The 25,581-nt window shown below is 64.5% G+C and carries 25 protein-coding genes; 12 read left to right on the top strand and 13 right to left on the bottom strand.

The genetic code is table 11. The annotated features are described in order from the left end of the window. Positions 1-594: 594 nt before the first annotated feature. Together NKH33_RS03125 and NKH33_RS03120 are read left to right on the top strand one after the other, a co-directional pair. Positions 595-1,233, top strand: a complete 639-nt coding sequence (locus NKH33_RS03125; protein WP_352817977.1) for an ABC transporter permease — start codon at positions 595-597, stop codon at positions 1,231-1,233. Then, complete coding sequence (locus NKH33_RS03120) at positions 1,230-1,397, top strand: ABC transporter permease subunit (RefSeq protein ID WP_352817974.1); 168 nt, start codon at positions 1,230-1,232, stop codon at positions 1,395-1,397. The genes NKH33_RS03125 and NKH33_RS03120 overlap by 4 nt, the downstream gene beginning before the upstream one ends. 357 nt (positions 1,398-1,754) lie before the next feature. Here the strand turns inward: NKH33_RS03120 and hpaH are convergent, their stop codons facing one another. From hpaH to NKH33_RS03095, 5 genes are read right to left on the bottom strand one after another with little or no spacing between them, the layout of a single operon-like run. Beyond that, positions 1,755-2,561 (bottom strand): 2-oxo-hept-4-ene-1,7-dioate hydratase, encoded by an 807-nt coding sequence (gene hpaH, locus NKH33_RS03115; RefSeq protein ID WP_352817970.1) that lies wholly within the window; start codon positions 2,559-2,561, stop codon positions 1,755-1,757. Beyond that, positions 2,558-3,433 carry a fumarylacetoacetate hydrolase family protein gene (locus NKH33_RS03110; protein ID WP_352817968.1) on the bottom strand — a complete coding sequence of 292 codons (876 nt, stop codon included), beginning with the start codon at positions 3,431-3,433 and terminating at the stop codon, positions 2,558-2,560. Before NKH33_RS03110 ends, hpaH begins: the two co-directional genes overlap by 4 nt. A 25-nt stretch (positions 3,434-3,458) precedes the next feature. Beyond that, entirely contained in the window at positions 3,459-4,439 is a 981-nt protein-coding gene (hpaD, locus tag NKH33_RS03105; RefSeq protein WP_352469637.1) for a 3,4-dihydroxyphenylacetate 2,3-dioxygenase, read from the bottom strand. 15 nt (positions 4,440-4,454) lie between these two features. Then, positions 4,455-5,972 carry a 5-carboxymethyl-2-hydroxymuconate semialdehyde dehydrogenase gene (gene hpaE / locus NKH33_RS03100; RefSeq protein WP_352767526.1) on the bottom strand — a complete coding sequence of 506 codons (1,518 nt, stop codon included), beginning with the start codon at positions 5,970-5,972 and terminating at the stop codon, positions 4,455-4,457. 14 nt (positions 5,973-5,986) lie between these two features. Then, the gene (locus NKH33_RS03095) at positions 5,987-6,373 is read right to left on the bottom strand and encodes a 5-carboxymethyl-2-hydroxymuconate Delta-isomerase (RefSeq protein ID WP_352817966.1); all 387 of its coding nucleotides are present in this window, start codon (positions 6,371-6,373) and stop codon (positions 5,987-5,989) included. 224 nt (positions 6,374-6,597) lie between these two features. Between NKH33_RS03095 and hpaR the strand changes: the two genes are divergently transcribed. Then, a complete protein-coding gene (hpaR, locus tag NKH33_RS03090; protein ID WP_352818422.1) occupies positions 6,598-7,008 on the top strand; it encodes a homoprotocatechuate degradation operon regulator HpaR in 411 nt (136 codons plus the stop codon). A gap of 6 nt (positions 7,009-7,014) precedes the next feature. On the opposite strand, the gene NKH33_RS03085 is transcribed toward hpaR, so the two are convergent. Next, a complete protein-coding gene (locus NKH33_RS03085; protein ID WP_352469640.1) occupies positions 7,015-7,524 on the bottom strand; it encodes a flavin reductase in 510 nt (169 codons plus the stop codon). Positions 7,525-7,534: 10 nt separating this feature from the next. Further along, the gene (locus NKH33_RS03080; RefSeq protein ID WP_352918366.1) at positions 7,535-9,079 is read right to left on the bottom strand and encodes a 4-hydroxyphenylacetate 3-hydroxylase N-terminal domain-containing protein; all 1,545 of its coding nucleotides are present in this window, start codon (positions 9,077-9,079) and stop codon (positions 7,535-7,537) included. 91 nt (positions 9,080-9,170) lie between these two features. Here NKH33_RS03080 and NKH33_RS03075 point away from each other — a divergent pair, with 91 nt between their 5' ends. After that, positions 9,171-10,040 (top strand): helix-turn-helix domain-containing protein, encoded by an 870-nt coding sequence (locus tag NKH33_RS03075; RefSeq protein WP_352817963.1) that lies wholly within the window; start codon positions 9,171-9,173, stop codon positions 10,038-10,040. 13 nt (positions 10,041-10,053) lie between these two features. Here the strand turns inward: NKH33_RS03075 and NKH33_RS03070 are convergent, their stop codons facing one another. From NKH33_RS03070 to NKH33_RS03055, 4 genes are read right to left on the bottom strand one after another with little or no spacing between them, the layout of a single operon-like run. Further along, positions 10,054-11,406: an aminotransferase class III-fold pyridoxal phosphate-dependent enzyme gene (locus NKH33_RS03070; RefSeq protein WP_352817961.1), complete on the bottom strand. Its 1,353-nt coding sequence runs from the start codon at positions 11,404-11,406 to the stop codon at positions 10,054-10,056. Positions 11,407-11,432: 26 nt separating this feature from the next. Beyond that, positions 11,433-12,083 (bottom strand): HAD family hydrolase, encoded by a 651-nt coding sequence (locus tag NKH33_RS03065; RefSeq protein ID WP_352818419.1) that lies wholly within the window; start codon positions 12,081-12,083, stop codon positions 11,433-11,435. Positions 12,084-12,091: 8 nt separating this feature from the next. Then, positions 12,092-13,387: a Tm-1-like ATP-binding domain-containing protein gene (locus NKH33_RS03060; protein WP_352685375.1), complete on the bottom strand. Its 1,296-nt coding sequence runs from the start codon at positions 13,385-13,387 to the stop codon at positions 12,092-12,094. Beyond that, on the bottom strand, positions 13,384-14,154 hold the full coding sequence (locus tag NKH33_RS03055; RefSeq protein ID WP_352817958.1) for an IclR family transcriptional regulator: 771 nt from the start codon (positions 14,152-14,154) through the stop codon (positions 13,384-13,386). Before NKH33_RS03055 ends, NKH33_RS03060 begins: the two co-directional genes overlap by 4 nt. A 177-nt stretch (positions 14,155-14,331) precedes the next feature. Between NKH33_RS03055 and NKH33_RS03050 the strand changes: the two genes are divergently transcribed. From NKH33_RS03050 to NKH33_RS03040, 3 genes are read left to right on the top strand one after another with little or no spacing between them, the layout of a single operon-like run. After that, entirely contained in the window at positions 14,332-15,777 is a 1,446-nt protein-coding gene (locus tag NKH33_RS03050; protein ID WP_352469646.1) for an APC family permease, read from the top strand. Between the two features lie 58 nt (positions 15,778-15,835). Then, the gene (locus tag NKH33_RS03045) at positions 15,836-17,029 is read left to right on the top strand and encodes a cytochrome P450 (RefSeq protein WP_352469647.1); all 1,194 of its coding nucleotides are present in this window, start codon (positions 15,836-15,838) and stop codon (positions 17,027-17,029) included. Beyond that, a complete protein-coding gene (locus NKH33_RS03040) occupies positions 17,026-18,516 on the top strand; it encodes an aldehyde dehydrogenase (protein WP_352817956.1) in 1,491 nt (496 codons plus the stop codon). Before NKH33_RS03045 ends, NKH33_RS03040 begins: the two co-directional genes overlap by 4 nt. Before the next feature lie 10 nt (positions 18,517-18,526). Here NKH33_RS03040 and NKH33_RS03035 read toward each other — a convergent pair whose 3' ends face one another. Then, positions 18,527-20,116 (bottom strand): GMC family oxidoreductase, encoded by a 1,590-nt coding sequence (locus NKH33_RS03035; protein WP_352767508.1) that lies wholly within the window; start codon positions 20,114-20,116, stop codon positions 18,527-18,529. 4 nt (positions 20,117-20,120) lie between these two features. Continuing rightward, a complete protein-coding gene (locus NKH33_RS03030; protein ID WP_352817953.1) occupies positions 20,121-21,623 on the bottom strand; it encodes an aldehyde dehydrogenase family protein in 1,503 nt (500 codons plus the stop codon). A 209-nt stretch (positions 21,624-21,832) separates the two neighbouring features. On the opposite strand from NKH33_RS03030, the gene NKH33_RS03025 reads away from it, so the two are divergent. The 5 genes from NKH33_RS03025 (at position 21,833) to NKH33_RS03005 (ending at position 25,528) form a co-directional block, all read left to right on the top strand. Next, positions 21,833-22,726, top strand: coding sequence for a hypothetical protein (locus NKH33_RS03025; protein WP_352469651.1), 894 nt, complete (start codon positions 21,833-21,835; stop codon positions 22,724-22,726). Positions 22,727-22,767: 41 nt separating this feature from the next. After that, positions 22,768-23,349: a YceI family protein gene (locus tag NKH33_RS03020; protein ID WP_352539477.1), complete on the top strand. Its 582-nt coding sequence runs from the start codon at positions 22,768-22,770 to the stop codon at positions 23,347-23,349. A 175-nt stretch (positions 23,350-23,524) separates the two neighbouring features. After that, positions 23,525-24,313 carry an SDR family NAD(P)-dependent oxidoreductase gene (locus NKH33_RS03015; protein WP_352469653.1) on the top strand — a complete coding sequence of 263 codons (789 nt, stop codon included), beginning with the start codon at positions 23,525-23,527 and terminating at the stop codon, positions 24,311-24,313. Positions 24,314-24,326: 13 nt separating this feature from the next. Next, a complete protein-coding gene (locus NKH33_RS03010; protein ID WP_352469654.1) occupies positions 24,327-25,121 on the top strand; it encodes a MoaF C-terminal domain-containing protein in 795 nt (264 codons plus the stop codon). A 17-nt stretch (positions 25,122-25,138) separates the two neighbouring features. Beyond that, positions 25,139-25,528, top strand: coding sequence for a nuclear transport factor 2 family protein (locus NKH33_RS03005; RefSeq protein ID WP_352469655.1), 390 nt, complete (start codon positions 25,139-25,141; stop codon positions 25,526-25,528). The last annotated feature ends 53 nt before the right edge of the window (positions 25,529-25,581 follow it).

Below are 25,581 nucleotides of genomic sequence, written 5' to 3'. Positions count from 1 at the left end.
CATCTGTCTTGAGGCTGTAGAAAACCGGGCGATACGCCCTGCCTCGAACCAAAGCCATGCGGCCATTCCCGTCACGGCCAGTCTTGTCGCCAGCCATCTTGGATTTGCGCGTGATGGGGCTGGCAATGGGCCCTTATCTCGGCCGGCCACTCGATTGGAGCCGCCGCGGGCGCGTCGGCTATCTCTTCGACCTCACTCTACGTTAAGAGTGGGTATGGCTGAGTTCGCTTGCTTTTGCCGTTGGGCCGGTCTCATCGTGTTCGTGCTTCAGGATCGGCCAAAACAGATAGCTGCCGAAATCCAGGAACAGCGCCTTCGCGAATGTGCTACCAAATCTGGCATGCGGCAAAGCTCTGCAGCGCTACTGCCAAAGCCGCCTCATGCGAACGGAGACGTCCTCCAGGACTGGCATGGAGGCCAGCACGAGGAGAATGGCCGCGAGAAACAACGTCGCCGCGAAGCCGACATGCTTGAAACCCACAGCGCCGACGACGCCGCCAGCAAAGAACAATGCTGGTCGTCACGCTCTCGCTTTATGCCATCCAGAACGCCCTGCTCAGCCGCAGCGGCGCCGGTCTGCGCTAGGAGGCCCGGATGTCCTCCCCGCGATCAACCACCACCAGCCGGCTTGGCCGCTTCGGCCTCGGGCTGACGGCCATGATGGTGCTGGCTTTCCTCATGGCGCCGCTGATCATCATCGTGCTGTTCTCGTTCAAGAGCAGCGGCGATTTCACCTTTCCCATCACCGGCTGGTCGCTGAAATGGTACAGCGAGTTCTTCTCGATGCAGACCTGGATGGATGCCCTGCGCAACAGCCTGGTTCTGGCTGTCTCGACGACACTTTTGGCGACGCCGCTAGGCACCATGGCCGCGCTCGGCCTCGCGGCGCCTAATCTGCCAGGTCGGCGCACGATCTCCGCCTTGCTGCTGGTGCCGATGATCGCGCCGGTGGTCATCGTCGGCGTCGGCATGTATTTCGTCTTCTCGATGGTCGGCCTGACCGCGACCCTTCCCGGCCTCATCCTCGGCCATACCTCGCTCGCCGTTCCCTTCGTCGTGGTGACCGTCTCGGCCGTTCTCACCGGTCTCGACAGGCGGCTGCTCTGGGCGGCCGCCAGCATGGGGGCGCCACCCTTCCTCACCTTCCGCAAAGTCACGCTTCCGGTCATTCTGCCGGGCATCGCGTCGGGCGCGCTGTTGCCTTCGCCACCTCGCTCGACGAAGTCGTGGTGACGATGTTCCTCGCCGGTCCCGGACAACGCACCTTGCCGCGCGAGATGTTCACCATCGCGCGCGACACGCTGACGCCGACCATCGCGGCTGCTGCCACAGTGCTGATCGCCGCCTCGATCGTTTTGCTGATTGCGTCCACAGCGCTCGGCCGCTCGAATCGATAGCGCCGGCCGTCCCGACGGCTTCTGGCCACGGGTTTGTCGATCAAACGCATGTTGCCCAAAACTGCACAGCGGCTCGGGACAGCGGCTCGGATTGAAACAGGAGCGCAAAAGCGCGTCAGCGGATCGTGGTCTATCGCGTAATAAAGCCTTTCAGGAACGCGGCCAGCGATGGAAGTCGAGTTAATCCTGATCGTCCAGCAAAGCGATGGCATCGAACGGTTGTTCGCGCGGCACCCGGATTTCGGCGCCGATACTTTGAAGGCTGGCAAGGAGTGCCGACACCCTTTCGGGCTCTTCCGGGTTCTGTTTCAGCACGCCGCCGGCAAGTCGGGTCAGCGGGCTATGGAGGAATTGCCGCTAGCGGGCAAAGGTGATGCGGATCGCTCCATAGGGTCCGAAATCGGCAGCGATAGTGTCACTGTGGCGACACTCCACGGGCCGGATGAACGAGCCCGACAGCACGGCCTGTCCGGCGGATATCTGCATGCCGTACTGATGCAGCCGGTTGGCCAGCCAGGCGATGCCCTTCGCCGGATGATCGAGCACCCCGGCGCCGAGCCCGGTCTCTTCGACCTCGCCATTGCGCGACAGGATGGCGCCGATCCAGCGCAGGTCGGCCTCGCGCGGTGCGGCACGACGGCCGCCGACGACGACGCCGGCATTGGCGGCATTGTCGGAGATGGTGTCGAAGAAGGTCCGTATCCTGCCGCTCTCCTTGTTGACGCGCTCGATACGGGTGTCGAGGATCTCCAGCGCCGGCGTGATGTAGTCGGTGGCGTCGAGCACGTCGTCGATCGACACGTCCGGACCGGCCAGCGACGCCTTCATTACGAAGGCGATCTCGGCCTCGATGCGCGGCTGGATGAAGCGGCCGGCTGGAACGGTGCCGCCGTCATCGAAGAACATGTCGTCGAACAGCACACCGGAATCCGGAATGTCGATGGCGAGCGCCGACTGCATCGCCTTGGAGGTCAGGCCGATCTTCCAGCCTTTGATCGTCAGGCCCGAGGCCACTTTTCGTTTCACCAGCGCCGCCTGGACGAGATAGGCGTCATCCATCGTCGCCCCGGGGAAATCAAGGCTGAGCAGCCTGATCTGGCGGCGGTCGCGCTCGGCCTCGAACAGCCTCGCGGCCGCGTCTTCGACCTGTTCTGGCGTCATCATCGGCCGGTCCCTTCGTCGACGACGCCGTTGCTGAGCAAGCCAATACCGTCGGCCTCGACCTCGATCACATCGCCCGGCTTCAGCCAGATTGGCGGGTCGAACCGGGCGCCGGCGCCGGTCGGCGTGCCGGTGACGATGATGTCGCCCGGCGCCAGCGTGGTGAAGGTCGAGATGTAGTTGATGATCTTGCGGAAGGAAAAGATCATGCGGCCGGTGCGGTCCTGCTGGCGAACCTCGCCATTGACGCGCGTGGTCAGCGCGATGTCAGCGATCTGTGCCTCGTCGGTGAACGGCACAAGCCAGGGGCCGATAGAGCCGGTCCGGTCGAAGTTCTTGCCCTGGGTGACATTGAACTTGGCGTGGCGCACCCAGTCGCGGATGGTCCCTTCGTTGCAGAGCGAAAGTGCTGCGATATGGCCCAGCGCATCCGCCTCGGCGATCCTGCGGCCGCCCTTGCCGATGACGATGACGATCTCGCCCTCATAATCGAGCTGCGGCGATTCCCACGGCCGCACGAGGGGCGTGCCATGGCCGACGAAGGAGCGCGGGAAGCGGATGAACAGCGACGGGTTCGAGGGTGCGGCCTGTCCGTCCTTGTACTCCTCGTTGCGGTCCGGATAGTTGACGCCGACGCAGATGATCTTTTCGGGCGAGGGGACGGGTATCTCGTAGGCGATGGCGTCGAGCGGGAAATCGGCGGCGAAAGCGTCCGCCTCTTCCGTCAGCCGTCGCAGTGCGCCGGCCTCTATCACCTCGCGCAAACTCGGCCACTGTGCGTGTCGCGCCGACAGGTCGACGACGCCCTTGTCGGTGATTGCGCCGTAGCGCGTTTTGCCGCCAACGGTGAAGGTGGCGAGACGTGCCGCGCTCATTTGTTTCCCCTGCAGTTAGCCGACGTCACGGCGCGACGATCGGCGAGGCCGCCAGATCGGACTTGCGCGGCTCGACGCCGGCAAAGGTGCTGCCTTCCTCGAACCAGCTCTTCGGCGCCGGTGCGCCCCACAGCGTCTGGCGCTGCGGGTCCTTGAGGTCCCATTTGATCGGCTCTAGGTCGGGATCTACCGTCTGGTAGTCCGAGCAATAGATCTCGATGCGGTGATTGTCGGGATCACGGATATAGAGGAAGAAGGCGTTGGAGATGCCGTGCCGGCCGGGGCCGCGCTCGATGTTCGGCAGCCAGCCGGTGGTGGCCATCAGGTCGAGCAGATCGATGATGTTGAGCGGCGTCGGCACCCAGAAGGCGACGTGGTGCAGGCGTGGGCCAATGCCGTTGGTGAAGGCGATGTCGTGGACACCGCCCTTGCGGTGCGTCCATGCCGCCCAAAGTCTTCCGGTCGCGGCATCCTCCGTGTACTCGGTCACGCGGAAGCCGAGCTCGTTGTAGAACGCCACCGATTCATCGACATTGGGCGAGAAGCAGTTGAAGTGGTCGATGCGCAGCGGCTTGACGCCCTTATACAGCGCATACTTCTGATGGATCGGCGGCAGCCGCTCCATTCTGGAATAGAATTCGAGCGGAATGCCGTGCGGGTCGCGGGTGCGGAAGGTACGCGACTGGTAGGGCCGCTCGACCCATTTCACAGGCAGGCCCCTGGCTTTGAAGAAGTGCTCGGCCTTGTCGAGATCGTCGTCGGAAAACAGCTTGAAGCCGAGGTCGCGGGCTTCCGGCGCGGCACCTTTCCTGAGCACGATGCAATGGTGGCCGCGCTCTTCCATGGCGCGCAGATAGATGGCGTCCTTGGTCTCGTCGGTCACCTGCAGGCCGAGCGTGTCGACATAGAACGCGCGCGACTTACCGAGGTCTGTAACAGCCAGCTCGACGTGGCTGAGCCGCACGATGTTGAATGCCGGGTAGAGATTGGGTGTGGGCAAGGGCATCGTTGGGGTCTCCGGTCAGCCGCCGAGCTTCTGGATGGAATGCGGCGCCGTGGCGAACGCGATGTTCTTGGTTTCCATGTAGAAATCGAACGACCAGTCGCCGCCGTCGCGGCCGATGCCTGAGTTCTTGGCGCCGCCGAACGGCGTCGGCAGGTGGCGCACATTCTCCGAATTGACCCAGATCATGCCGGCGTCGAGCGCGTCGGTGAAGCGGAAGGCGCGGGTGACGTCCGAGGTCCAGAGATAGCCGGTCAGGCCGTATTGCGTGTCGTTGGCCAGCGCCAGCGCCTCGGCCTCGTCCTTGAACGAGATGGCGGTCAGCACGGGTCCGAATATCTCTTCCTGGGCGATGCGCATCTTGTTGGTGGCGCCGACGAACAGCGTCGGGCTGACATAGCAGCCGCCGCCCGGACCGGCGAACTTGCCGCCGCCGGCGGCGACGACAGCGCCTTCCGACTTGCCGATCTCGATATAGGACAGCACCTTTTCCTCATGCGCCGGATGGATCAGTGGGCCAACCACGGTTTCGGGGTCGAGCGGATGGCCTATCCTGATGCGCTTGGCCTTCTCCGCCACCAGCGCGGTGAACTTGTCGTAGATGCTTTCCTCGACCAGCAGGCGTGAGGACGAGGTGCAGCGCTCGCCGTTCAGCGAATAGATCATGAAGACGGCAGCGTCGGCGGCCCGCTCCAGGTCGGCATCGGCAAAGACGATGACCGGGTTCTTGCCGCCGAGCTCGAAATGCACGCGCTTCAGCGTGTCGGCACCCTGCTTCATGATCATCGAGCCGGTGCGGCTTTCGCCGACGAAGCCGATCGCCTTGATGTCGGGGTGTTCGGTCAGCGCTCTGCCGGCGTCCTCGCCAAAGCCGTTGACGAGGTTCCACACGCCCTTCGGCAGGCCGGCCTCCTCGGCGATCTCGACCAATAGCCGTGCCGTCAGCGGCGAGAACTCGGCTGGCTTGTGGACGATCGTACAGCCGGCGGCGAGCGCCGGCGCGATCTTCCAGGTCGACAGCATGAAAGGTGTGTTCCACGGCGTGATCACGCCGACCGGGCCGACCGGCACGCGCGTCGTCATGTTGACCTGGTTCGGTGCGCGGATCGCGTGGCCGTCGCGGGCCTCCGGCGCGCGGTCGGCGTAGAAGCGGAAGTTCTCCGCGCCGCGCAGCGCTGCCTTGGCCATGAACTTCAATGACTGGCCGGTGTCCATGCATTCGACGAAAGCGATTTCCTCGGCCCGCGCGACGATGGCGTCGGCTATTTTGTGCAACTGCTTCTTGCGGGCGTCGCCTGATATCGCCGCCCAGTCGCGGAAGGCAGCCTTCGCCGCTTTGGCGGCGCGGTCGATGTCGGCGGCCTTGCCGCGTGCCACCTTGGCGATCGGCTTCAGGTCGATTGGCGACAGCGTCTCGTATGTCGAGCCGTCGGCGGCCGGCACGGCTTCGCCGCCGATCTGGTTGAGCACGCCAGCGCTTCTGAAGCGCTCGAGATAGGCCTCGGCCTTTCTCAGATTGTCGTCCAATGCCGCCATGATATGGGTTCCTGTCACTTGCCGCCCAGGCGCGGGTGGATGGCATTCTTCTTCCAGCTTAGTTCGGCATCGATCTCGCGGATCTCCAGCGACAGCGCGAAATGCGGCGTCGTGAACAGAGATGCGAGATGATCCGAAACAGTAGTGAAGATCGCCTCGCCGGTGCGTTTCTTTTCCTCGGCGCTGCGGCCCTTGCCGATGCGGAAGTTCATGTCGATGAACCCGTTCTCCGGGAGGCGATCGGCGATCGCGTATGCCTCGGCGCAGAAAGCGCGTACCCTCACCGCGCCATGTTCGAACAGGCCGGTTTCGAGGATGGTGCGAGCGACCAGCGTGCAAAGCGCGCTGATGTCGACCTTGGCGTCGAGATTCGCCGAATATTCGATCGCCATATGTGGCAAGGTTTCCTCCACCTTGTAATTAACATGTGAATTACATCTTGACGGCGGAATGTCAAGTGTCGTTCTCTATGCAGGTACAGCTCCCGATGGTGGGATTGCCGCCCCCGGCAAAATCGCGGATATAGCTGCGATCCGAGCCTCATTGTGTGGTGCGAGTCGTACCGGAATTGGAATTTTTTGGAGACCTGACCTTGCTACCGCCCAGCACCCGCCGCTCCCTGCCCATGGCTCTGCTTCGCGCCCGCGAAGTGATCATGGCGCATTTCCGGCCGATGCTTGCCCGCCACGACATCACAGAGCAGCAATGGCGTGTGCTGCGTGTGCTTGCCGAAGCCGGGCCGCTCGAGGCAACCGAACTTGCCCATCGCGCCTCGATCCTTCCGCCCAGCCTGACCCGTATCATCAAGGCGATGGAGGAACGGCAGTTCATCACCCGCAACAAGGTCAAGGATGACGGTCGCCGGGCGCTGCTCGCAATCAGCCCGGCCGGGCTGGTGCTGATCGAGGATTTGTCGCCCGAGCGCATCGCCATCTACGATGCGATCGAGCAGCGCTACGGCGCCGAACAGCATGAGCACCTGCTCGACCTGCTCGAAAGCCTGATTCAGTCGGAATCATCCGAAAACCAGACCTGACAGCCTCTACCCGCCAAAACTGCCGAGTGCGCTCGGCTGCATGTAGTTGCGGCCGACATAGAGCAGCGCCGCCTCGTCGCTGCCGTGGCGGATGTCGACGACGCGGCCGAACATCACATTGTGCGTGCCAACCTTGTTCACGTCGCCGATCTCGCAATCGAAGCTGACGATGGCGTCGAGCAGCGCCGGCATGCCGGACGGCATGGTCTGCCATCTTGCCGCATTGTAGCGCTCGCTCATGTCGCGGATCGTGCCGGCGAACTTTGCCGCCAGATGGGTGTGTAACTGCGTCAGCACGTTGACGCAGAAACGCTGGTTGGCGAGGAACAGGCCGGTCTGCGCCGAGCGCTCGTTCATGCACACAAGCAGCGTCGGCGGATCGTCGGAAACGCTGCACATGGCGGTCGCAGTGAAGCCGCCGCGGCCGGCCGGACCATCAGTCGTGACGATGTTGACCGGCGCACAGACCCGCGCCATCGCCTCACGGAACTCCAGCCTTGCAACTTGTGGCTCCATGGCCGGGACCTCAGCTTGCGCCAGCCGGCAGCGGCGGCAGCCAGGTGTCGCCGGTCCAGCCCTTTTCGTCGTAGTCGGCCATGCAGGTGTCGACCAGTTCCTCCATCGCCCTCAGGCGCCCGCCGCGCTCAGCGCCCTTCAGCACCTGCAGCCGCACCTCTTCCGGCGCACCGGCATAGTTGAGCTCATAGAGCGCGTGGCGGCCGCCGAACTCGGTGCCGGTCGCATCCCACAGCAGCTTCATGATCTTGATGCGTTCGACATGGCCCATGTCATTGGAGCCGCGCACGTACTGGGCAAGGTACTTGTCGATCTCCGGATTGTCGAAATCCTTTGCCGAGGACGGCAGGTAGATCAGCCCCGAAGCGATGACTCGGCGCACCGTATCGATAACGCGCGGATAGGCCTCCGACATGAAAGTGCGATAGGCGAGCGCCGCTTCGAGATTGGGCAGCACGGCGCCGTTCGCCCATGGGATCGGGTTGTGCGCCATGGCGTTGGAAAAGCTCCAGAACATGTGGCGCAGCGCAATTACTTCGCCGAGGGCCGCCTGGTTGCCGCGGAAGGCATCCCCGCCCGTCGCGCGCAGCGCCTTCGCCAGCAGGCCTGCGAGGAAGTCGAGCTTGACAGCGAAGCGCGTGCAGCCCTGAAAACAATAGCCGTGCATGAAGCCCGACGCTGGGTGGAAGGAGAGGATCTTCTGCGCATCGCGCAGCACCAGCACGTCCTCCCAGGGGATGAAGACATTGTCCAGCACCAGGATCGCATCGTTCTCGTCGAAACGAGACGACAGCGGATAGTCGAAGGGATGGCCGACCGTGTTGGCCGTCTGCTCGTAAGAGACGCGGCAGAACATCTTTATCCCCGGCGCGTTCATAGGCACGATGAACATCACCGACAATGACGGGTCCTCGGTGACCGTCGCCGAGCTCTGCGCCAGGAAATTGTAATGGGTGAGCGCTGACGACGTCGCCACCACCTTGGCGCCGGACACCCAGATGCCGGCGTCGTTCTCCTTCGTGATGTGCACGAACACGTCCTTCACCTGCTCGGCCGGCTTGTGGCGGTCGATCGGCGGGTTGACGATGGCATGGTTCATGAACAGGGCCGCTTCCTGGGCGCGTTTGTGCCAGGCGAGTGCATTGTCCCTGAACGGGCCGTACCACTCGGCATTGGCGCCGAGCGTGTTCATAAGTGCTGCCTTGTAATCGGGCGTGCGCCCCATCCAGCCGTAGGACATGCGCGACCAGTCGGCGATGGCGGTCTGCTGTGCGGCGAGATCCGCGGCGGAATGGGCGACGCGGAAATATTTGTGCGTGTAGCCGCCAGAACCGGTGTCGGTCGGCGAGGTCAGCACCGCCTGCCGCGCCGGACCGTGCAAGGCATCGTAGAGGCGGGCCAGCGAGCGCGCCGAGTTGCGCATCGCCGGATGGGTGGTGACGTCGGCAATCCGCTCGCCATTGATATAGACCTCGCGCCCGTCGCGCAGGCTCTGCAAATATTCGGCACCGGTAAACGGCCGTTTCGTGTCGGCCCGGAAATCTTCCGATCGCATCATGATCCTCCTTTAACGCGTCAACTGTAGCGATCGTCGTGACAAAGGTTTATGGACGAAAGTATAGAACCACTTGGATTTTTTCGCCGTGATGAGCCAGACTGCCATTCCCGAATTCTTCGTCTACGGCGAACCGGCGCGTGCGCTCGACGTCGGATTCCTGCATGTCGAGACTGTTCTTGCACGTGCGTCCGTGCATCGCGGCCAGGTTCTCGCGCACAAGCACCCGCAAATGGCGCAGATCACCTTCTGGACCGGCGGCAGCGGCATTTATCGGATCGAAGACGAGACCTGGAGTTTTTCGGCGCCGACGGTGAGCTTCATGCCGAGCGGCGTGGTACACGGATTCAGCATCGAGACGGGCGCCGACGCCGTCGTTGTCTCGGTCGCCGATGCTGCCCTTGCGGCGATCGCTGAGCAGTCCGCGCTGCCGCTCGACCAGCCGGTCTTCGTCACCGGACGCGGTGAAACGGCCCTCTGGGAAAGGTTGGGTGATACGGTTACGATGATCCAGGCGGAATATGCCGACAGGTTGCCCGGTATGGAGAAAATCCTGCCGCCGCTGATCGCCGTGGCATTGTCGGGCATCGCCCGCCTCGATGCGCAGTCGCATGCTGTCGCGGTGCCGGCGACGGTGGCGCTGGGCGGCCGGCTGCGGCGTCTGATCGACCGGCATTTTCGCGACGACTGGCCGGTCGAGCGCTATGTCGCCGCGCTCGGCACCACGCGCCATCTGCTCGACAAGGCAGCGCGGCAGGTGCTCGGCGCGGGCGTACGCCAGGCGGTTGGTGAGCGGCGGCTGGTCGAGGCCAAGCGCCTGCTGCTGTTCACCGTGCGCCCGGTCGAGGACATCGCCTATGAGACCGGGTTCAACGACCCGGCTTATTTCTCGCGCTTCTTCCGCGCCGCCGTCGGCCTCTCGCCGGCGGCGTGGCGACGCCTGCGGCTCGGTCAGGACTGAGCGTCACCGTCGCTCAGGCGGCTGCCGTCAGTCCGGCGTCGAGAGCCTCGGCGATCTTTGCCACATCGGCGGACGAGATCACCAGCGGCGGCGACAGGATGATGGTGTTGCCGGAGACGCGCAGCATGACGCCGGCCTTGTAGGCGGCCTCTGCGGCGGCATTCATCGTCTTCTTGTCGGTCGGCTTCTTGGCGGCACGGTCGGAAACCAGTTCGAGCGCCGCCATCAGCCCTTGGTAGCGCACATCGCCGACCAGAGCGTGCTTCGTCTTCAGCGCTTCCAGCGCATTGCCGAGTTCGACACCGCGCGCCGCCGCATTCTCGTTGACGGCAAGCCGCTTGGTCTCGGCGAGTGTGGCCAGCCCCGCCGCGCAGCCGACCGGATGGCCGGAATAGGTGTAGCCGTGCCCGATCGAGCCGAAGCTGGTCTTGTCGGCCTCGAAGACGTCGGCAACCTTGGCGCTGATCAGCGTGGCGCCGAGCGGGAAGTAGCCTGAGGTGATCGCCTTGGCGATGCTCATGAAATCCGGCTTCACTCCGGAGAGCCGCGAGCCCGACCAGGCGCCGGTGCGACCGAAGCCGGTCACCACCTCGTCGGCGATGAGCAGGATGTCGTGACGGTCGCAGATCGCCCGCACCATCGGCATGAAGCTCTCATGCGGAACGATCACACCGCCGGCGCCGAGCACCGGCTCCATGATGAAGGCCGCGATGGTGTCGGCGCCCTGGAAGGCGATCTCGTCTTCGATCGCCCGCGCGCAGAGTTTCGCCAGCTTCGCCGGGCCGGTCTCGTCGAATGGGTTGCGGTAGGTCCAAGGCGCTGGCGTGTGGAAAACGCCGGGCATCAGCGGCTCGTAGTTGCGGCGGAAATTGGCGTTGCCGTTGACCGAGGCGCCGCCGAAATGCGTGCCGTGATAGCCCTTCTTCAGCGCCAGGAACTTCGTCCGGTCGCCCTGGCCCCTGATCTTCCAGTATTGCCGCGACAGCCGCAGTGCCGTCTCGACCGAGTCCGAGCCGCCGGAGGTGAAGAAGGTCCGTACCATGCCCTCGGGAGCGAACCAGTCGCACAGCTCATAGGCAAGCTCGATCGACGGTCCGGTCGAGGTGCCGCGAAAGCCGGAATAATAGGGCAGGGCGTCGAGTTGTGCTGCGATCGCCTTCTTGATCGGATCGCAGCTGTAGCCGAGGTTGACGTTCCACAGGCCCCCGACTGCATCGAGGACGGTGCGGCCTTCGGCATCGGTGACCGAGACGCCTTCGCCCTTCATGATGATCTTTGGCGGCGTCGCGCGCATCTCGGCCGGATGCGCCATCGGATGCCAGATCGGCTTGGCGTTGTTCTCGGTGAGGAAGTTGATGTCGCGCATCGGTGGGAACTCCGTTTCTTGAATTCTTAGGCCGCAACGCCGAAATGGCCGAGCGCCTCTGCATAGCCTTGCCCCGGTTGGGCGACGTCGAAATGCACGGCCAGCATGCCGGCGGCGACCGCGCCGTCGACGTTACGCTTCTGGTCGTCGACGAAGACGCAAGCCGCGGGCGGCAAGTGCAGTGCTTCGCTCACCATCGCATAAGCGCGCGGATCGGGCTTCAGGATATGCGTGTAGGTGGCGTCGATGATGGTCTCGAACAGCGACAGCAGCGGCAGGCGCTCGCGAAAGCTGTTGCCGTAGAACAAGTCGAGCTCGTTGGAGAGGATGGCGAGCCGGATGCCAGCTTCATGCGCCACACGGATCGCTCGTTCCGCCTCTGGCCGCACCACCGCTTGCGGGTCGGCGCCGCGCGCCCGCTGCACGAAAGTCGACATGTCGTCCCAGTCCTCGCCGACGAGACGGCCGACTTCACGCGTGCGCGTCTTCCAGTAGTCGCGCTCGCTGATCTCGTCGGCTTGCATGGAACGCCACAGCGGGTCGGATTCCGAATCGAACGGCCCGCGCCAGCCGAGCGTGCCGGGCGTCAAGTCCAACGCGCGTTCGGTCAGCGCGTGCGTCTCGAACAGCGTGCGGGTGACGACGCCGCCGAAGTCAAGCACCAGCGCCTTTGGCAATGGCCCGCTCATGCAGCTTGTGTTCCTTCCGGCGCGCCCAGCGGCACAATGCCTTCGGCGACCCAGCGGTCGAAGATCTCCAGCGCCTTGGCGCTGAAGGCGGCGTCGTTGATGTGCCCTGATATCTCGTGCAACTCGGCATTGCCGGGCACGCTCGAGCGCATCTCCTCGACAAAGGCCGACAGCGCCTCCGGTTCGTGCAGCGGCTCGCCCTCCTGGTCCCATTGCTGGATGCCGCCTGCCGGCAGGATGAAGGCGGTCGGCCCGGTTGCGGCGGCGAGCTTCTCGCCGATGGCGCGCGCGATCTCCTTGCGGGTTTCGCCGTCTGATGTCACCGAGGCGAGCAGGCGGTTGTGCGCATGGTACGGCCGTTCGAAGAAACGGGCAGGCACTGCTTGCCAGGTCGGAAAATCCACCATGTCGACGGCGCCAGGTGCCACGATCTGAGGGATGCCTTGCCGACCGGCATTTTCCAGCCGGTCGGAGCCCGAATTCACCACCGAGCCGGTCAGCTGGTTGGCGAGTTCCTGCAGGCTGAAATCCATCACCGCGACGAAGCCGCGCTGCGCGGCGATCGCCTCCAGCGCCCGGCCGCCCATGCCGGTGGTGTGGAAGACGATGACTTCATAGCCGCGCTTCTCCAGCTCCGGCTTCAGCGTCACCATATAGTGCAGGCAGCTTTTTCCCAGCGAACTCATGCCTATCCTGGGCCGCGTCGCGTCCGGCTTAACGACGGCGCGCGCGGCACCCACCACCGCTCCGCAGGCCTGCGACAGCACCGCCTTGCAGGCACTGTTGAGGCCATAGAGACCGCCCGCCCACAGGATCATCATCAGGTCTGTGGCGATCCGTTCTGGTGGCAGCAGATGTGAATAGGCAATGGTCGAGATGACGAATTTCGGCACGCCGAGCGGCAGCGCCAGCGCGACGTCAAGCGCAAGGTCGGTGCCCATCGAGCCACCGAGCGCGATGAAACCGTGGATTTCGCCCTTGTCGCAGAGTGCGCGGGCAAGCCGCGAGGCGCCGAGCGCCATCAGCGTCATCGCCGAATTCTCGTCGCCGCTGGCGATGATCGCCTCGATGGTCGTGTCGGCAGCTTGAGCCACCGCATGCTTGTCATGCGCCGGCTGGTAGGGCGGATCGCCGAGCACGCTCACATCCATCATCACGGCGACACCGCCGACCGCCTCGATGCGCTCGCGCATGAAGAGCAATTCGTCGGCCTTGGTGTCACCGGTGCCTATAACCAGGATTCGGCGTGTCTCCTCCACAGTCAATCTCCTTGCAGGGGTATTTGTTGTCATGCTCGCTTGAGGCCCGGCTGGCCCTGCCGTCCGAAAAGCCGCTCGCTGATAACGCGCGCAGCCGCCGCCACACTGGCGCCATAGCGCTCGATCTCGCCCTTCTGGACCCGCACCTTAGGCGCCGCGACGGCGATGATGCCAATGGCAAAACCGTCGGCGCCGAGGATCGGCGCCGCGACGCTGAGCACGCCCTCCTCGAAGCCTTGCGAGCCGGTCGAGTGCCCGCGCGCGCGGGCGGCGGCGACATGCTCGGCAAGTGTTTTCGCGTCGCGTATTGTGTGGGGCGTGAAGGCCGGCAGCGGTCCGGCCAGAACAGCGTCTCGGATACGCTCTTCCGTGAACGCCAGGAACGCAATGCCAGAAGCCGTCGCATGCATCGGCAGCACCTCGCCGAGTTGCACGCTGACGCGATTGGCCCTGGTCGATTCGACGACATGGACTGTGATCAGGCCGCGCTTCGAATATTCCGACAGGTGCACCGTCTCATCGGTTTCCGCCGCCAGCGCCTCGACCACCGGCACCGCCATGCGCAGGAAGGGGAACTGGGCTTCGCGCATCAGCGCCAGCCGCGCGACACCGGCGCCCAGCCGGTAAAGACGCGTGGCTTCATCCTGCTCGACCAGCCCATGCGCTATCAGGGAGACCAGCAGCCGGCGCGTTGTTGCCTTGTCATGGCCGGCGCGCCGGGCGAGGTCAGCCAACGCCGTCTCGGGCTCGCCGCGACCGAGCATTTCCAGGAGCGTGATGGCCTTGCTCACCGTACCCATGCGTATCTGATCCTCCATCTGATACTTAACGTGCGAATTAACTTGACAGGAAGCCGGTTCCTTTGCAAGTCTATATTCGAAATGTCGTTGCAAATAATGAAACGACAAGGCGGCCCGAAACAGGGCCTCGACATTTCAGGGACACTTGGCTTCCGCAGCGCGGAATTGGAGGGAAAGATGACGACAATTGAAGCCGGCGAAGCGAACCGGCTGAGGAAGAACAGCCTTGGCGTTGGCGCCATCACCTTCATGGTGATCTCGGCAGCGGCGCCTCTGACGGCTGTGGCTGGCGGCACGCCGCTCGGCATGCTGATGGGCAATGGCGCGGGCTTTGCCGGCACCTATCTGATCGTGACGCTGCTGCTGCTGTTGTTCGCGGTCGGCTATGTCGCCATGTCGCGCCATGTCGGCAATGCAGGCGCCTTCTATGCGTATGCGGCGCGCGGGCTCGGCGGTCTCGCCGGCGGCGCCACGGCGCTGATCGCAATCCTGTCCTACAATGCCATGCAGATCGGCGTCATGGGCCTTCTCGGTGCCGCGACCGCCGGGCTGTTCGCCGGCTGGGGCATCAACTTGCCCTGGTGGGCGTGGAGTTTCGTCGCCATCGCCATCGTCGCCGTGCTCGGCTACAGGCAGGTCGACCTGTCGGCCAAGATCCTGACCGTTCTGGTGCTTGCCGAATACGTCGTGGTGCTGATCCTCGACATGGCGATCGTCAAGACCGGAGGCGATAGTGGACTGTCAGCGGCGCCGTTCAGTTGGAGCCAGATCACCAGCGGCGCGCCGGCGATCGCCATCCTGTTCTGCTTTGCCGCGTTCATCGGCTTCGAGGCAACGACGATCTATGCCGAGGAGGCGCGCGACCCCAAGGTCACCATTCCGCGGGCGACATATTTCTCCGTCATCCTGATCGGCGTCTTCTACATGGTCACCGCATGGCTGATGGCGGTCGGTGCCGGCGTTGACAAGCTGCTGCCGGCGCTGCAGGGGCTTCAGGATCCGACCACGTTCCTGTTCGGCCTGTCCGACCGCTACGCCGGAACGATGCTCTCGCACGCCATGAGCATCCTGTTCGTGTCGAGCCTGTTTGCCGGCGTACTGGCGTTCCACAATGCGGTCGCCCGCTACATCTATGTTTCCGGCCGCGAGAAGCTCCTGCCGCGGACCATCGGCGTGACCCATTCGACGCACCAGAGCCCGCATGTCGCCTCGGTCATCCAGAGCGTGCTTGCCGCTGTCGTCGTCGGGCTCTTCGCCGTGCTTGGCCTTGACCCGGTGCTGGCGCTGTTTTCGTGGCTGACCAACGTTGCCACTCTCGGCGTCATCGTGATGATGGCGGTGGCCTCGCTCGCCGTCGTGATGTTCTTCCGTGCCAACCCGTCCAGTCAGGAGAACGCGGTGAAGACCACAATCCTGCCGGGGCTGACCTTCATCGCCTTCGTCATCATCATCTACCTGATCGTCATCAATTTCGGCGGCCTGTCCGGTGCTGGCGGGTTCCTCGGCGTGTTCCTGCCGGCGCTGGTGCTGATCGCGGCCGTGGTTGGCCTTGTGCTGGCGAGCGCGTTGAAGAGCCGGGATCCGGTGGCCTTCGCCGAGCTTGGACAGCCTTTGAAGGACTGAGATCAAGAGGGGCGGCGCATGACGCCGCCCCCTTCTTCACCCTAGGGGAGTAGCGGCGTTGAGCTTTGCCGAGAGCATCACCGTTGAGGCGCTGGAAGCCGATCCGTATCCGATCTATGCTGAACTGAGGCGCAACGCGCCGGTCGCTTTCGTGCCGGCGGTCAACCTCTGGTTCGTCACCCGCTGGAAGGATGTCGAAACGGTCGCGAAGTCGCCCGACATCTTCTCCGCGGTTGTCGGGACATCCCCGGTCGAACGCTCCTTCGGCAAGCCGACCATCCTGACCACCGACGGAGACGTCCACAAGGATCTGCGCCAGGGCGTCGACCCGAAATACCGGCCGCGCACCGTCGCTTCCTATGCCGGGGATCTCGTGCGCTCGATCGCCGGACCCTATCTCGACCGGATCGCCGAGCAGGGTGCGGCGGAACTGATGGCCGAGTATTTCGAGCCGGTGTCGACGCTCAGCCTGGCGCGCTCGCTCGGGCTGGCCGACATCGACATGCCGACCTTGCGGCGCTGGTTCTATGGCCTTGCCCAGGGCGCCATCAATTTCGAGAACGATCCGAAGCGCCAGGAAATCGCCGATGCGATCAGCGCCGAGGTTGGCGCCGCCATCCTGCCGACGCTGGAGAGGCTTGTCCACGCGCCTGACGACTCCGCCCTGTCGCACATACTGCATGACGGCATGCCGCAGGGTGCGACCCGCGCCATCGACTTCGTGATGCCGAGCATCAAGGTCATCCTGCTCGGTGGCATGCAGGAGCCCGGCCATGGCGCCGGCTCCATACTTGCCGGCCTGCTTTCGCATCCCGAGCAGATGCGGCAGGTGCTGGACGATCTGGAAACCTTGGTGCCGAAGGCGGTCGACGAGGGTTTGCGATGGGTCGCGCCGATCGGCACGCAGACGCGCCAGACGACGCGCGCGGTCGAGCTCGGCGGCGTGACCATCCCGGCGGGCGCGCCAGTCGCCGCGCTCGTCTCCTCGGCCAGCCGCGACGAAATCCGGTTCTCCGATCCCGACCGTTTCGACATCCTTCGTGATGAAGGCAACCACGCTGCCTTCGGCTTTGGCCATCACTTCTGTTCGGGTCGGTTTTTTGCGCGCGAGCAGATGTGCCTCGCGGTAAGGCTTCTGCTGGAACGGTTTCCGGATCTGCGGCTGGTGCCAGGCAAGGAACCGGTGTTCCGGGGCTGGGAATTTCGCGCGCCAACCACCCTGCATGTCGCCTTCGGAGCCGGTACCCAATGATCAACCAGAACACCATCGATATGCTGCGCAAGGCCGAGGTCGGTGTGCGAAACCTCTTCATCGATGGTGCGCAGACCGCAGGTGCAAGTGGCGCCACGCTGCCCGTGATCTCGCCGATCGATGGCCGCCCGTTCGCCAGCATCGCCGACGGCAACGCCGTCGATGTCGATCGCGCCGTGGCGTCGGCGCGCAAGGCGTTTGAGAAGGGCTCGTGGTCGCGCGCCGCCCCCGCCTTCCGCAAGAAGATTCTGACGAAGTTAGCCGAGCTGGTCGAAAAGCATGTCGATGAACTGGCGGTGCTTGGCGTCCGCGACAACGGCACCGAGATCGGCATGGCCTACAAGGCCGAGCCGTTATCGGCCGCGGGCACCATCCGCTACTACGCGGAGGCTATCGACAAGGTCTATGGCGAGATCGCGCCGACGGCCGAGAATGTGCTCGGGCTGATCCACAAGGAGCCGCTCGGCGTTGTCGGCGTCATCGTACCCTGGAATTTCCCATTGATGATCGGCGCCTGGAAGATCGCGCCGGCGCTGGCTGCCGGCAATTCCATCGTCGTCAAGCCGCCCGAGGTCGCTTCGCTGACGCTTCTGCGGCTGGCTGAGCTCGCTGCCGAAGCCGGGCTTCCCGCCGGTGTGTTTAACGTCGTTACCGGCCGTGGCGCGGTTGCCGGCGAGGCGCTCGGCCTGCACATGGATGTCAACGCCATAGCCTTCACCGGCTCGGGGCCGGTCGGCCGGCATCTGCTTGAGTATGCGGCGCGTTCCAATCTGAAGCGCGTCTTCCTCGAACTCGGCGGCAAGTCGCCCAACATCGTCTTTGCCGACGCCCCGGACCTGAAACAGGCCGCAATCGTCTCGGCCAACGGCATTTTTCGCAATTCCGGCCAGGTCTGCGTTGCCGGCTCGCGCCTGCTCGTCCAGGCGTCGGTCTACGACCGCTTCATGGACGAGCTCCTCGCAGCGACCACGCGGCTGAAGGTCGGCGATCCGCTCAATCTGACGAGCGACGTCGGTGCGGTATCAAGCGCCGAGCAGCTGGACAAGAATCTCGGCTTCGTCGAACGGGCGACAGCTGAAGGCGCCCGTCTGGTCACCGGCGGCGGACGGATCCTGGCCGAAACCGGCGGCAGCTACATGGCGCCGACGATCTTCGAGAACGTGACGCAAGAGATGCAACTCGCCCGCGAGGAGGTGTTTGGGCCGGTGCTCGGCGTGATGCGCTTCGAGACCGAGGAAGAGGCGGTGCGGCTTGCCAATTCGACGGTCTATGGCCTTGCCTCGGCGGTGTGGACCGCCAACCTCTCCACGGCGCATCGTATGGTGCGCAACATCAATGCCGGCGTCGTCCACGTCAACACCTATGGCGGCGCCGACATCACCGTGCCGCTCGGCGGCGTCAAGCAGTCCGGCTTCGGTCGCGACAAGTCGATGCATGCGCTGGACAAATACACCGATCTCAAAACGGCCTGGATTTCTCTCGGCTGACCGTTTCTCGCTAAGCGCTGCCGAGGATGAAATCGGCACAGCGGTCGGCGATCATGATCACCGGCGCGTTGGTGTTGCCACTGATGAGCCTGGGCATGACCGAGGCATCGCAGATCCGCAGGCGCGGCACGCCGCGGACGCGCAACCGCGGATCGACCACGGCACTGTCGTCATTGCCCATCCGGCAGGTTCCCGATGGGTGGTAGACCGTCTTGGCGTGTTCGAGGATGTGGCCGACGATCGCCTGGTCAGGAAGATCCGCGGCCGCGCCCGGCGAAAGCTCCTCCGCCACCATGGCCTGCAGCGCCGGCTGGCGCAGGATGGTGCGGGCGATCTTCATGCCGGCCAGCAGCAAGGCGAGATCGTCCGGATCGGACAGGAAGCCGGTGGTGAAGCGGATCGGATCGGCCGCATCGCGCGAGCGCAGCCTGACCGTGCCGCGCGACTTCGGCCTGAGCACACAAGGATTGATCTCCATGCCGTGCCGCTCGATCGAGCCGTGTTCGGCGCTCTCGATCATCACCGGCAGGACGTGGAACTGGATATCGGGACGGCCATCGCCATCGGCGTCGAAGAAGCCGCCGCTCTCGACCACATTCGAGGTGAGCAGGCCGGTGCGGAACATGAGGTACTGCAGGCCGTGGCGCAGCGCCCGCAGGCCACGGTCCTCACCAAGCAGCGAGATCGGCTGGCGCGTCAGCGCATAGACGGGAGCCGCGACGTGATCCTGCAGGTCGCGGCCGACCGCGGGCATGTCGCGGATGACGGGAATGCCCAGCGCGGTCAGATGTTCGGCTGGCCCCAGTCCCGACAGCATCATCAGCTTCGGCGTCGCCAGCGCGCCTGATGTGAGGATCACTTCGGCTTCCGCCGTCGCTGTATGGGTCTGTCCGTCCGATGTGGTGTAGGCGAGGCCGCTTGCCGCACCGTTTTCCAATGTCACGCCGGTGACAAGCGCATCGGTGACGACGGTGAGGTTGGCATTGCCTGCCAACGGCTTCAGGAACACCTTTGCCGCCGATTGTCTTTCGCCATTCGCGGTCGTCGTCTGGTAAAAGCCGACGCCTTCCTGCCTGTCCCCGTTGAAGTCGTCATTGAAGGGATAGCCGGCCTGTTGCGCGGCCCTGACATAGGCCAGAGACAGCGGATGGCGATGGCGGGGATCGGAGACGGGCAGCGGTCCGGTGGTGCCGTGGCGATCGCCGGCCAGCCGCTCGTTGCGCTCCAGCCGCCTGAACACCGGCAGCACCTCGTCCCAGCCCCAGCCGGGACAGCCAAGGTCGCGCCAGTCATCATAGTCCTGCGGCTGGCCCCTGACATAGAGCATGGCATTGATCGACGACCCGCCGCCCAGCGTGCGGCCCTGCGGCACCGGTAGCCGGCGGCCGCCGACGCTGGGTTCGGGATCGGATTCGTAGATCCAGCTGCGCGCCGTGCCGATCACCTTGGCGAAGGTGGCGGGCATGTCGATGAAGCGCGAATTGTCGGCCGGCCCGGCTTCGACGATCAACACGCGCTTGCCGGTATTGACCAAGCGGTTGGCCAGCGTGCAGCCGGCCGAGCCGGCGCCGGCGATGATGTAGTCGTACGCAGCGTTCATGGCGTCAGGCGTAGCGCATGATGACGGTCTTGGTCTCGAGATAGCCGTCGATCGCCGCGCGGCCGTGTTCGCGGCCGATGCCGGACTGCTTGAAGCCGCCGAAGGGTGCCGCAGGGTCCAGCGTGTTATGCGAATTGACCCACACCGTGCCGGCCTTGAGGCCGTGGACGGCGGTCATCGCCTTGCCCATGTCGCGGGTCCAGATCGAGGCCGACAGGCCATAGCGCGTGTCGTTGGCGATATGGATCGCCTCGTCGAGATCGGCGACCGGCATCGCCGCTACCACCGGACCGAACACCTCCTCACGCGCGATCTCCATGTCGGGCCTGATATTGTGCAGGATGGTCGGCGCGACATAATGGCCCCTGGCCGGTACCGACCGCGCGCCGCTGACGCGTTCGCCGCCGGCCGCCAGGCTGCGCTCGACAAAGCCCTCGACGCTCCTTCGATGCTTGGCCGAGACCAGTGGGTTGATCTGGGCTTCGGCATCGCGGCCGGCGCCCAGTGTCATGCCATCGGCGATCTCGGCCAGCCGCGCCAGCGTGCGGTCATAGATAGACTTTTCGATCAGCAGCCGCGAGGCCGAGGTGCAGACCTGGCCCTGGTTGAAAAACATGCCGAGCCCGGCGACCAGGGGCTCAATACCTTCTTCCATGTCGGCAAGCAGGATCATCGGCGATTTCGACCCGAGCTCCAGCGTGAAGCGGGCGACGCGGTCGACGGCCGCGTGGCCGACGCGCTTTCCCACTTCCGTCGAACCGGTGAAGGTCAATTTGTCGATGCCGGGATGACGGATCAGCGCCTCGCCGGTGACGCTGCCGCTGCCGGTCACGATGTTGATGACGCCGGGCGGGAAGCCTGACGCCTTGATCAGTTCTGCGAGCCTGAGCAGGCCGAGCGGCGTCTCCTGCGGCGGCTTCAACACCACGGTGCAGCCGCAGGCGAGCGCCGGCGCGATCTTCCACATGCCGATCAGCAACGGGAAATTCCACGGCACGATGGCGCCGACGACGCCGACCGGTTCCATTATGGTCATCGCTTGATGCCTGGCGCCAGGCGGCACCGGAATGGACACCTGGAAGGTCGAGCCCTCGATCTTGGTCGCCCACCCGGCATAATAGCGCAGCCAGTCGACGCTGCCGCCGGCGCTAAGCATGCGGGCGACACCTAGCGACTTGCCGTTCTCGATGCTTTCGATCTCGGCCAAGAGATCGGCATCGGCCTCGATGGCGTCGGCGAGCTTCAGCATCAGGTTCTGGCGGTCGACCGGCCGCATTGAGGCCCACGGGCCTTCAAGGGCTGCACGCGCAGCACGCACCGCCTGGTCGACCAGTTCGGGACCGCTCTCGGGCACATGCGCGACGATCTCGCCGGAGGCGGAATCATCGACAGCGAGGCCATTTCCCGCCAAGCCGTCAACAAAGCGTCCATTGATGAAGGGCCGGTGCGGACGCGCCAGGAAAGCGGCGGCAGCAGTGCTGATCGGCGGCACGGTTCTCTCGTTCACGCCATCCTCCTCGATTGCTGGTGAACACGTTGCATCAGGGTTATGGAGCGTGTCGGCTGGCTTCAAGCGGCTGATGGTGCCAGTGCACGCTCAGTCAAAACAAAGTTCCCGCTTGGACAAGACGCCCCGCAGTCGACTGGCCTAGACCAAAGTCGCATCGAGCAGCGTGTTTTGCGCAGGCTTCCCGGTTGTCAAAGAGGTGTCGACGATTGAGTGCGTTGCTGGGCAATCCGATGGTCACCACTGCTGCGCTGCCACTCGCGCTCGGCACGGTGATGGCGCTGTTGGCAAGGGTCGCACTGCCGGGATCAGTGCTTTCTCTGCTGTGGGCCGCTTTGATTTTGTTCTTCTATTGGGACACGCTCGGGCCGCCTGTGGTGCCGCCGGTCGCCGCCAGCCAGAAGCTGATCTATCTCGCCTCTGGCGGCATCGTCGTGGGCCTGTTGCCCGAACGCCTGTTGAGCGCTGCCGTTGCGGGCAAGCTTGTCGCCGCCGCGCTTGCGGTAGCCTTGCTGTGGCTTGGCTGGCGCCGCCTGGCCGGCGGTTCACTCGACCTGCAGATGGTCGCCGCCCTCATCGCCGGCCTGTTGGCGATCGTCGGCGCCGCGATGCTGCTGTCGGCGCGGTCCTCGCCATCGTCGTCCGCCGAAGCGCCGTTCCTGGTGCCGGCGGCGATGCTCGCTTTTTGCCTGGCCGGCGCCATCATCTCGGTGCTTGGCGCCTCGATCGTCACCGGGCAATTGCTGGGATCGCTTGCCGCGCTCGCCGGCGGCTGGTGTCTTGTCCAGTACATCACAGTGCTGCGCGGAGGCTCCGCCGTTGCCTGGAGCAAGGGCACTGAACTGCTGCTTATCTACGCCGCAGCCACCGTGCAGATCCAGGTCGCGCTGCTGGCGCCGAAGGCTAATCCGGTCGCGCTGGTGCTTTCATCCTTGCCGCTGATCGTGGCCATGCTGATGCCCGGTCCGCTGCGGGGCCTTGTTCCCGGCGTCCGGCCGTTGCGGCCGCCGATTGCCGGTCTGCTGATCGCCACACCGGCGATATTGGCCATCCTGACGGCGATCCTATGGGCGCCGCATGGAGCCGCCCTCGGCTTTTCCTGAGCCAAAGAACGACAACCAACAATGGGGAGAGTTACGTGACGATGAGAAAACTGACGGCCGCGTTGGCCTTTGCCTCGGTGTGCGCATTCGCATCGGCAGCACATGCCGACACTTACGAGATCGACGGCCAGCACGCCTGGATCACCTTCACCATAAAACACGGCATCTACGGCATCGCGCATGGCCAGTTCGATGCGGTGAAGGGCGCCATCGTGATGGACAAGGCCGATCCATCGAAAAGCAGCGTCAAGGCCGAGATCGATGTCGGCTCGGTGCACACCGCCTATGACCAGCGCGACAGCGATTTGAAAGGCCCCGACTTCTTCAACGCCGCCGAATTCCCGGCGATCTCCTTCGAAAGCACCAAGGTAGAGAAGGTCAGCGACAAGACCGGCAAGGTCACCGGCAATCTCACCATCAGCGGTGTGTCCAAAGAGATCACCCTCGACGTGACGCTGATCAACGAGGCGCCGGCGCCGTGGGATGCGACGCTGACCAAGGCGGCGTTCAGCGCCACAGGCAAGGTCAGTACGGCCGACTTCCCGATGGCCAAGGCCGCGGCCGGCTTCGGCCTTGGCCCGGATGTCGACATCGTCATGGATTTGGAAGCGGTGAAAAAGTAATCCGGCGAGCGAGTGCCGCGCGCAAGGTCGCGCGGCACTTCATCGGACAGGGCGCAAAGTGCGCACTCAGTCAAAACAAAGTTCTCGCTCGGACAAGACGCAGATTGGCCCGTGCCGCATTATTCCCAGCGAAGATCGGCACATAGCCGGCGCGCTTACCAATCGGGATGGAACAATGCGATTTTCGGGAAAGACGGCTTTCATTACCGGCGGCGGCACCGGGATCGGCGCGGCGGTGGCCAGGCGCATGGCGGCCGACGGCGCCAAGGTGGTCCTGATGGGCCGGCGGCGCGAGCCGCTGGAAGCTGTGACCAAGGATATTGGCGGTCTGGTGGTGCAGGGCGATGCCGCCGATCCGAAGGCGGTGCGTGCGGCGCTTGCCGAAGTGCATGAAAAAATCGGACCTGTCGACATCCTCGTCGCCAATGCCGGCGGCCATGGTGTCGGCCCGACGATTTCGATGAGCGACGAAACCTGGAGCCTGGCGACGCGCACCAATCTCGACACCGCTTTCGTCTGCGCCCGCGAATGCCTGCCGGACCTGATCGCGCGGAAGGGCAACATCGTCGTCGTTGCCTCGATCGCCGGCCTGTTTGCCGGCCCGGACGCCGCCGGCTACGTCACCATGAAGCATGCCTGCATCGGCTTCGGCAAATCGCTGGCGCGCGACTATGGCCGCAAGGGCGTGCGCACCAACATCATCTGCCCGGGTTGGGTCTCGACCGACATGGCCGACGAACAGATGGCGGTGATCGTCGAGAAGCACGGACTTGGCTCGATCGACGATGCCTACCGGCTGGTGACCAGGGACGTCCCGCTCGGCCGGCCGGCGACACCGGAAGAGGTTTCCAACGTCGTCTGCTTCGTCGCTTCGAGCGAGGCGGCCATGATGAACGGTTCGATCCTGACCGTCGATGGCGGCGCCACCGTCGTCGACCTGCCGACATTAGCTTTTGTCGATTGATTGGGGGAGTGCGATGAACGACCAGAACAGGCCGGCGGACTGGAAGCATTTCGACGATTTCGCCGCCGGCATCGCCACCAACCGGCTGGCGACGACATCAGCGTTGCGCGGCCAGACCTTCAAGATCACGCTCGACACGGGGCGCACAATCGACCTTGCCTTCACGTCGCCCGACACGGTGGCGTGGAGCGAGGGCAGCGAGGCCGGCGCGGACTGGTACGAGGCGCTCGAAGTCGCCGCCAACGTGTTCTTCATCAACATGACTTTCGCCGCCCGGCCGACCGAGGATGAGGCCTACATCGTCAACACAAGCACGCGCCGGGTGCTGTCGGTGCGCGAACGGGTGCGTGAAGCAGGCGAAGCGCCCGGCGAGCCGCGCGTCGCGCAGACCTGGTCGGCCGGCGTGCTCGGGGATCCCAGCAACGCGCCGACCGGTATCAAGCCGGCGCCGACCCGGGACCTGATCGGGCTCACCGCGCACTACACATACAGCCCCAACCACGTCTACGAGCACATCTATCTAAGCTCCGAGCGCTATGCCTGGCAGAACCTCGTCGGCATCCAGCGTGGCCATGGCGACGTCGACCTGGCGACCACCTGGAAGTTTGCCGACAACCAATATGTGTTCGGCTTCCGCGAGTTCATCATCCCGGTCGCCTCGCTGTTCTTCTACAATTGGGACGTCATGCGCTCGACCGGGAAATTCCTCGGCGTGACCAGCCTGGGCAAGGTCGAGAACAAGCCGGCCGGCGCTCACATCGAGAAGAAATCCAGAACCGTCTACGACGAAGGCAAGGCGCCGGTCTGACCGCGCGGGAGAACGCGATGAACAAGAACTACGAAGCGATCAAGGCCCATTACGCCGGTTCCGATGCCAAGGACCTATCTGCGATGATGGCGCCAATCACCAGCCGCACCGCCTGGACCGAAATGGCGGGCTTCCCCTATGCCGGCACCTATGTCGGCCCCGACGCCATCATAGCGGGGGTCTTCAAGCGCATCGGCGAGGAGTGGGACGGCTACACGCTGAAGCTCGAAAGACTGGTCGACGGCGGCGCCACCATCGTCGGCATCGGCACCTATTCGGGCACCTACAGGAAGACCGGCAAGCAAATGTCGGCGCGCGTCGTCCATGTCTGGGAGATGGACGACGGTAAAGCCGTGAGTTTCGAGCAGTTCACCGATACCAGGCTGGTCGCGGCAGCGACGGTCTGAGGCATGCGGGCGGGCGCCGATGCGTCCGGCCGATGAAACAACCTGGGAGGATG

Origin of the sequence: Mesorhizobium sp. M1182 (genome assembly GCF_040318335.1) — a bacterium.
Classification (GTDB): domain Bacteria; phylum Pseudomonadota; class Alphaproteobacteria; order Rhizobiales; family Rhizobiaceae; genus Mesorhizobium.
This window is presented reverse-complemented; position numbering and strand designations above follow the sequence as displayed.

Coding starts and splice junctions, on each gene's coding strand:
- NKH33_RS03125 (WP_352817977.1), top strand. CDS start 595: ATGTCCTCCCCGCGATCAACCACCACCAGCCGGCTTGGCCGCTTCGGC.
- hpaH (WP_352817970.1), bottom strand. CDS start 2,561: ATGATGACGCCAGAACAGGTCGAAGACGCGGCCGCGAGGCTGTTCGAG.
- NKH33_RS03110 (WP_352817968.1), bottom strand. CDS start 3,433: ATGAGCGCGGCACGTCTCGCCACCTTCACCGTTGGCGGCAAAACGCGC.
- hpaD (WP_352469637.1), bottom strand. CDS start 4,439: ATGCCCTTGCCCACACCCAATCTCTACCCGGCATTCAACATCGTGCGG.
- hpaE (WP_352767526.1), bottom strand. CDS start 5,972: ATGGCGGCATTGGACGACAATCTGAGAAAGGCCGAGGCCTATCTCGAG.
- hpaR (WP_352818422.1), top strand. CDS start 6,598: ATGGCTCTGCTTCGCGCCCGCGAAGTGATCATGGCGCATTTCCGGCCG.
- NKH33_RS03085 (WP_352469640.1), bottom strand. CDS start 7,524: ATGGAGCCACAAGTTGCAAGGCTGGAGTTCCGTGAGGCGATGGCGCGG.
- NKH33_RS03080 (WP_352918366.1), bottom strand. CDS start 9,079: ATGCGATCGGAAGATTTCCGGGCCGACACGAAACGGCCGTTTACCGGT.
- NKH33_RS03075 (WP_352817963.1), top strand. CDS start 9,171: ATGAGCCAGACTGCCATTCCCGAATTCTTCGTCTACGGCGAACCGGCG.
- NKH33_RS03070 (WP_352817961.1), bottom strand. CDS start 11,406: ATGCGCGACATCAACTTCCTCACCGAGAACAACGCCAAGCCGATCTGG.
- NKH33_RS03060 (WP_352685375.1), bottom strand. CDS start 13,387: ATGACAACAAATACCCCTGCAAGGAGATTGACTGTGGAGGAGACACGC.
- NKH33_RS03055 (WP_352817958.1), bottom strand. CDS start 14,154: ATGGGTACGGTGAGCAAGGCCATCACGCTCCTGGAAATGCTCGGTCGC.
- NKH33_RS03050 (WP_352469646.1), top strand. CDS start 14,332: ATGACGACAATTGAAGCCGGCGAAGCGAACCGGCTGAGGAAGAACAGC.
- NKH33_RS03040 (WP_352817956.1), top strand. CDS start 17,026: ATGATCAACCAGAACACCATCGATATGCTGCGCAAGGCCGAGGTCGGT.
- NKH33_RS03035 (WP_352767508.1), bottom strand. CDS start 20,116: ATGAACGCTGCGTACGACTACATCATCGCCGGCGCCGGCTCGGCCGGC.
- NKH33_RS03020 (WP_352539477.1), top strand. CDS start 22,768: ATGAGAAAACTGACGGCCGCGTTGGCCTTTGCCTCGGTGTGCGCATTC.
- NKH33_RS03015 (WP_352469653.1), top strand. CDS start 23,525: ATGCGATTTTCGGGAAAGACGGCTTTCATTACCGGCGGCGGCACCGGG.
- NKH33_RS03010 (WP_352469654.1), top strand. CDS start 24,327: ATGAACGACCAGAACAGGCCGGCGGACTGGAAGCATTTCGACGATTTC.
- NKH33_RS03005 (WP_352469655.1), top strand. CDS start 25,139: ATGAACAAGAACTACGAAGCGATCAAGGCCCATTACGCCGGTTCCGAT.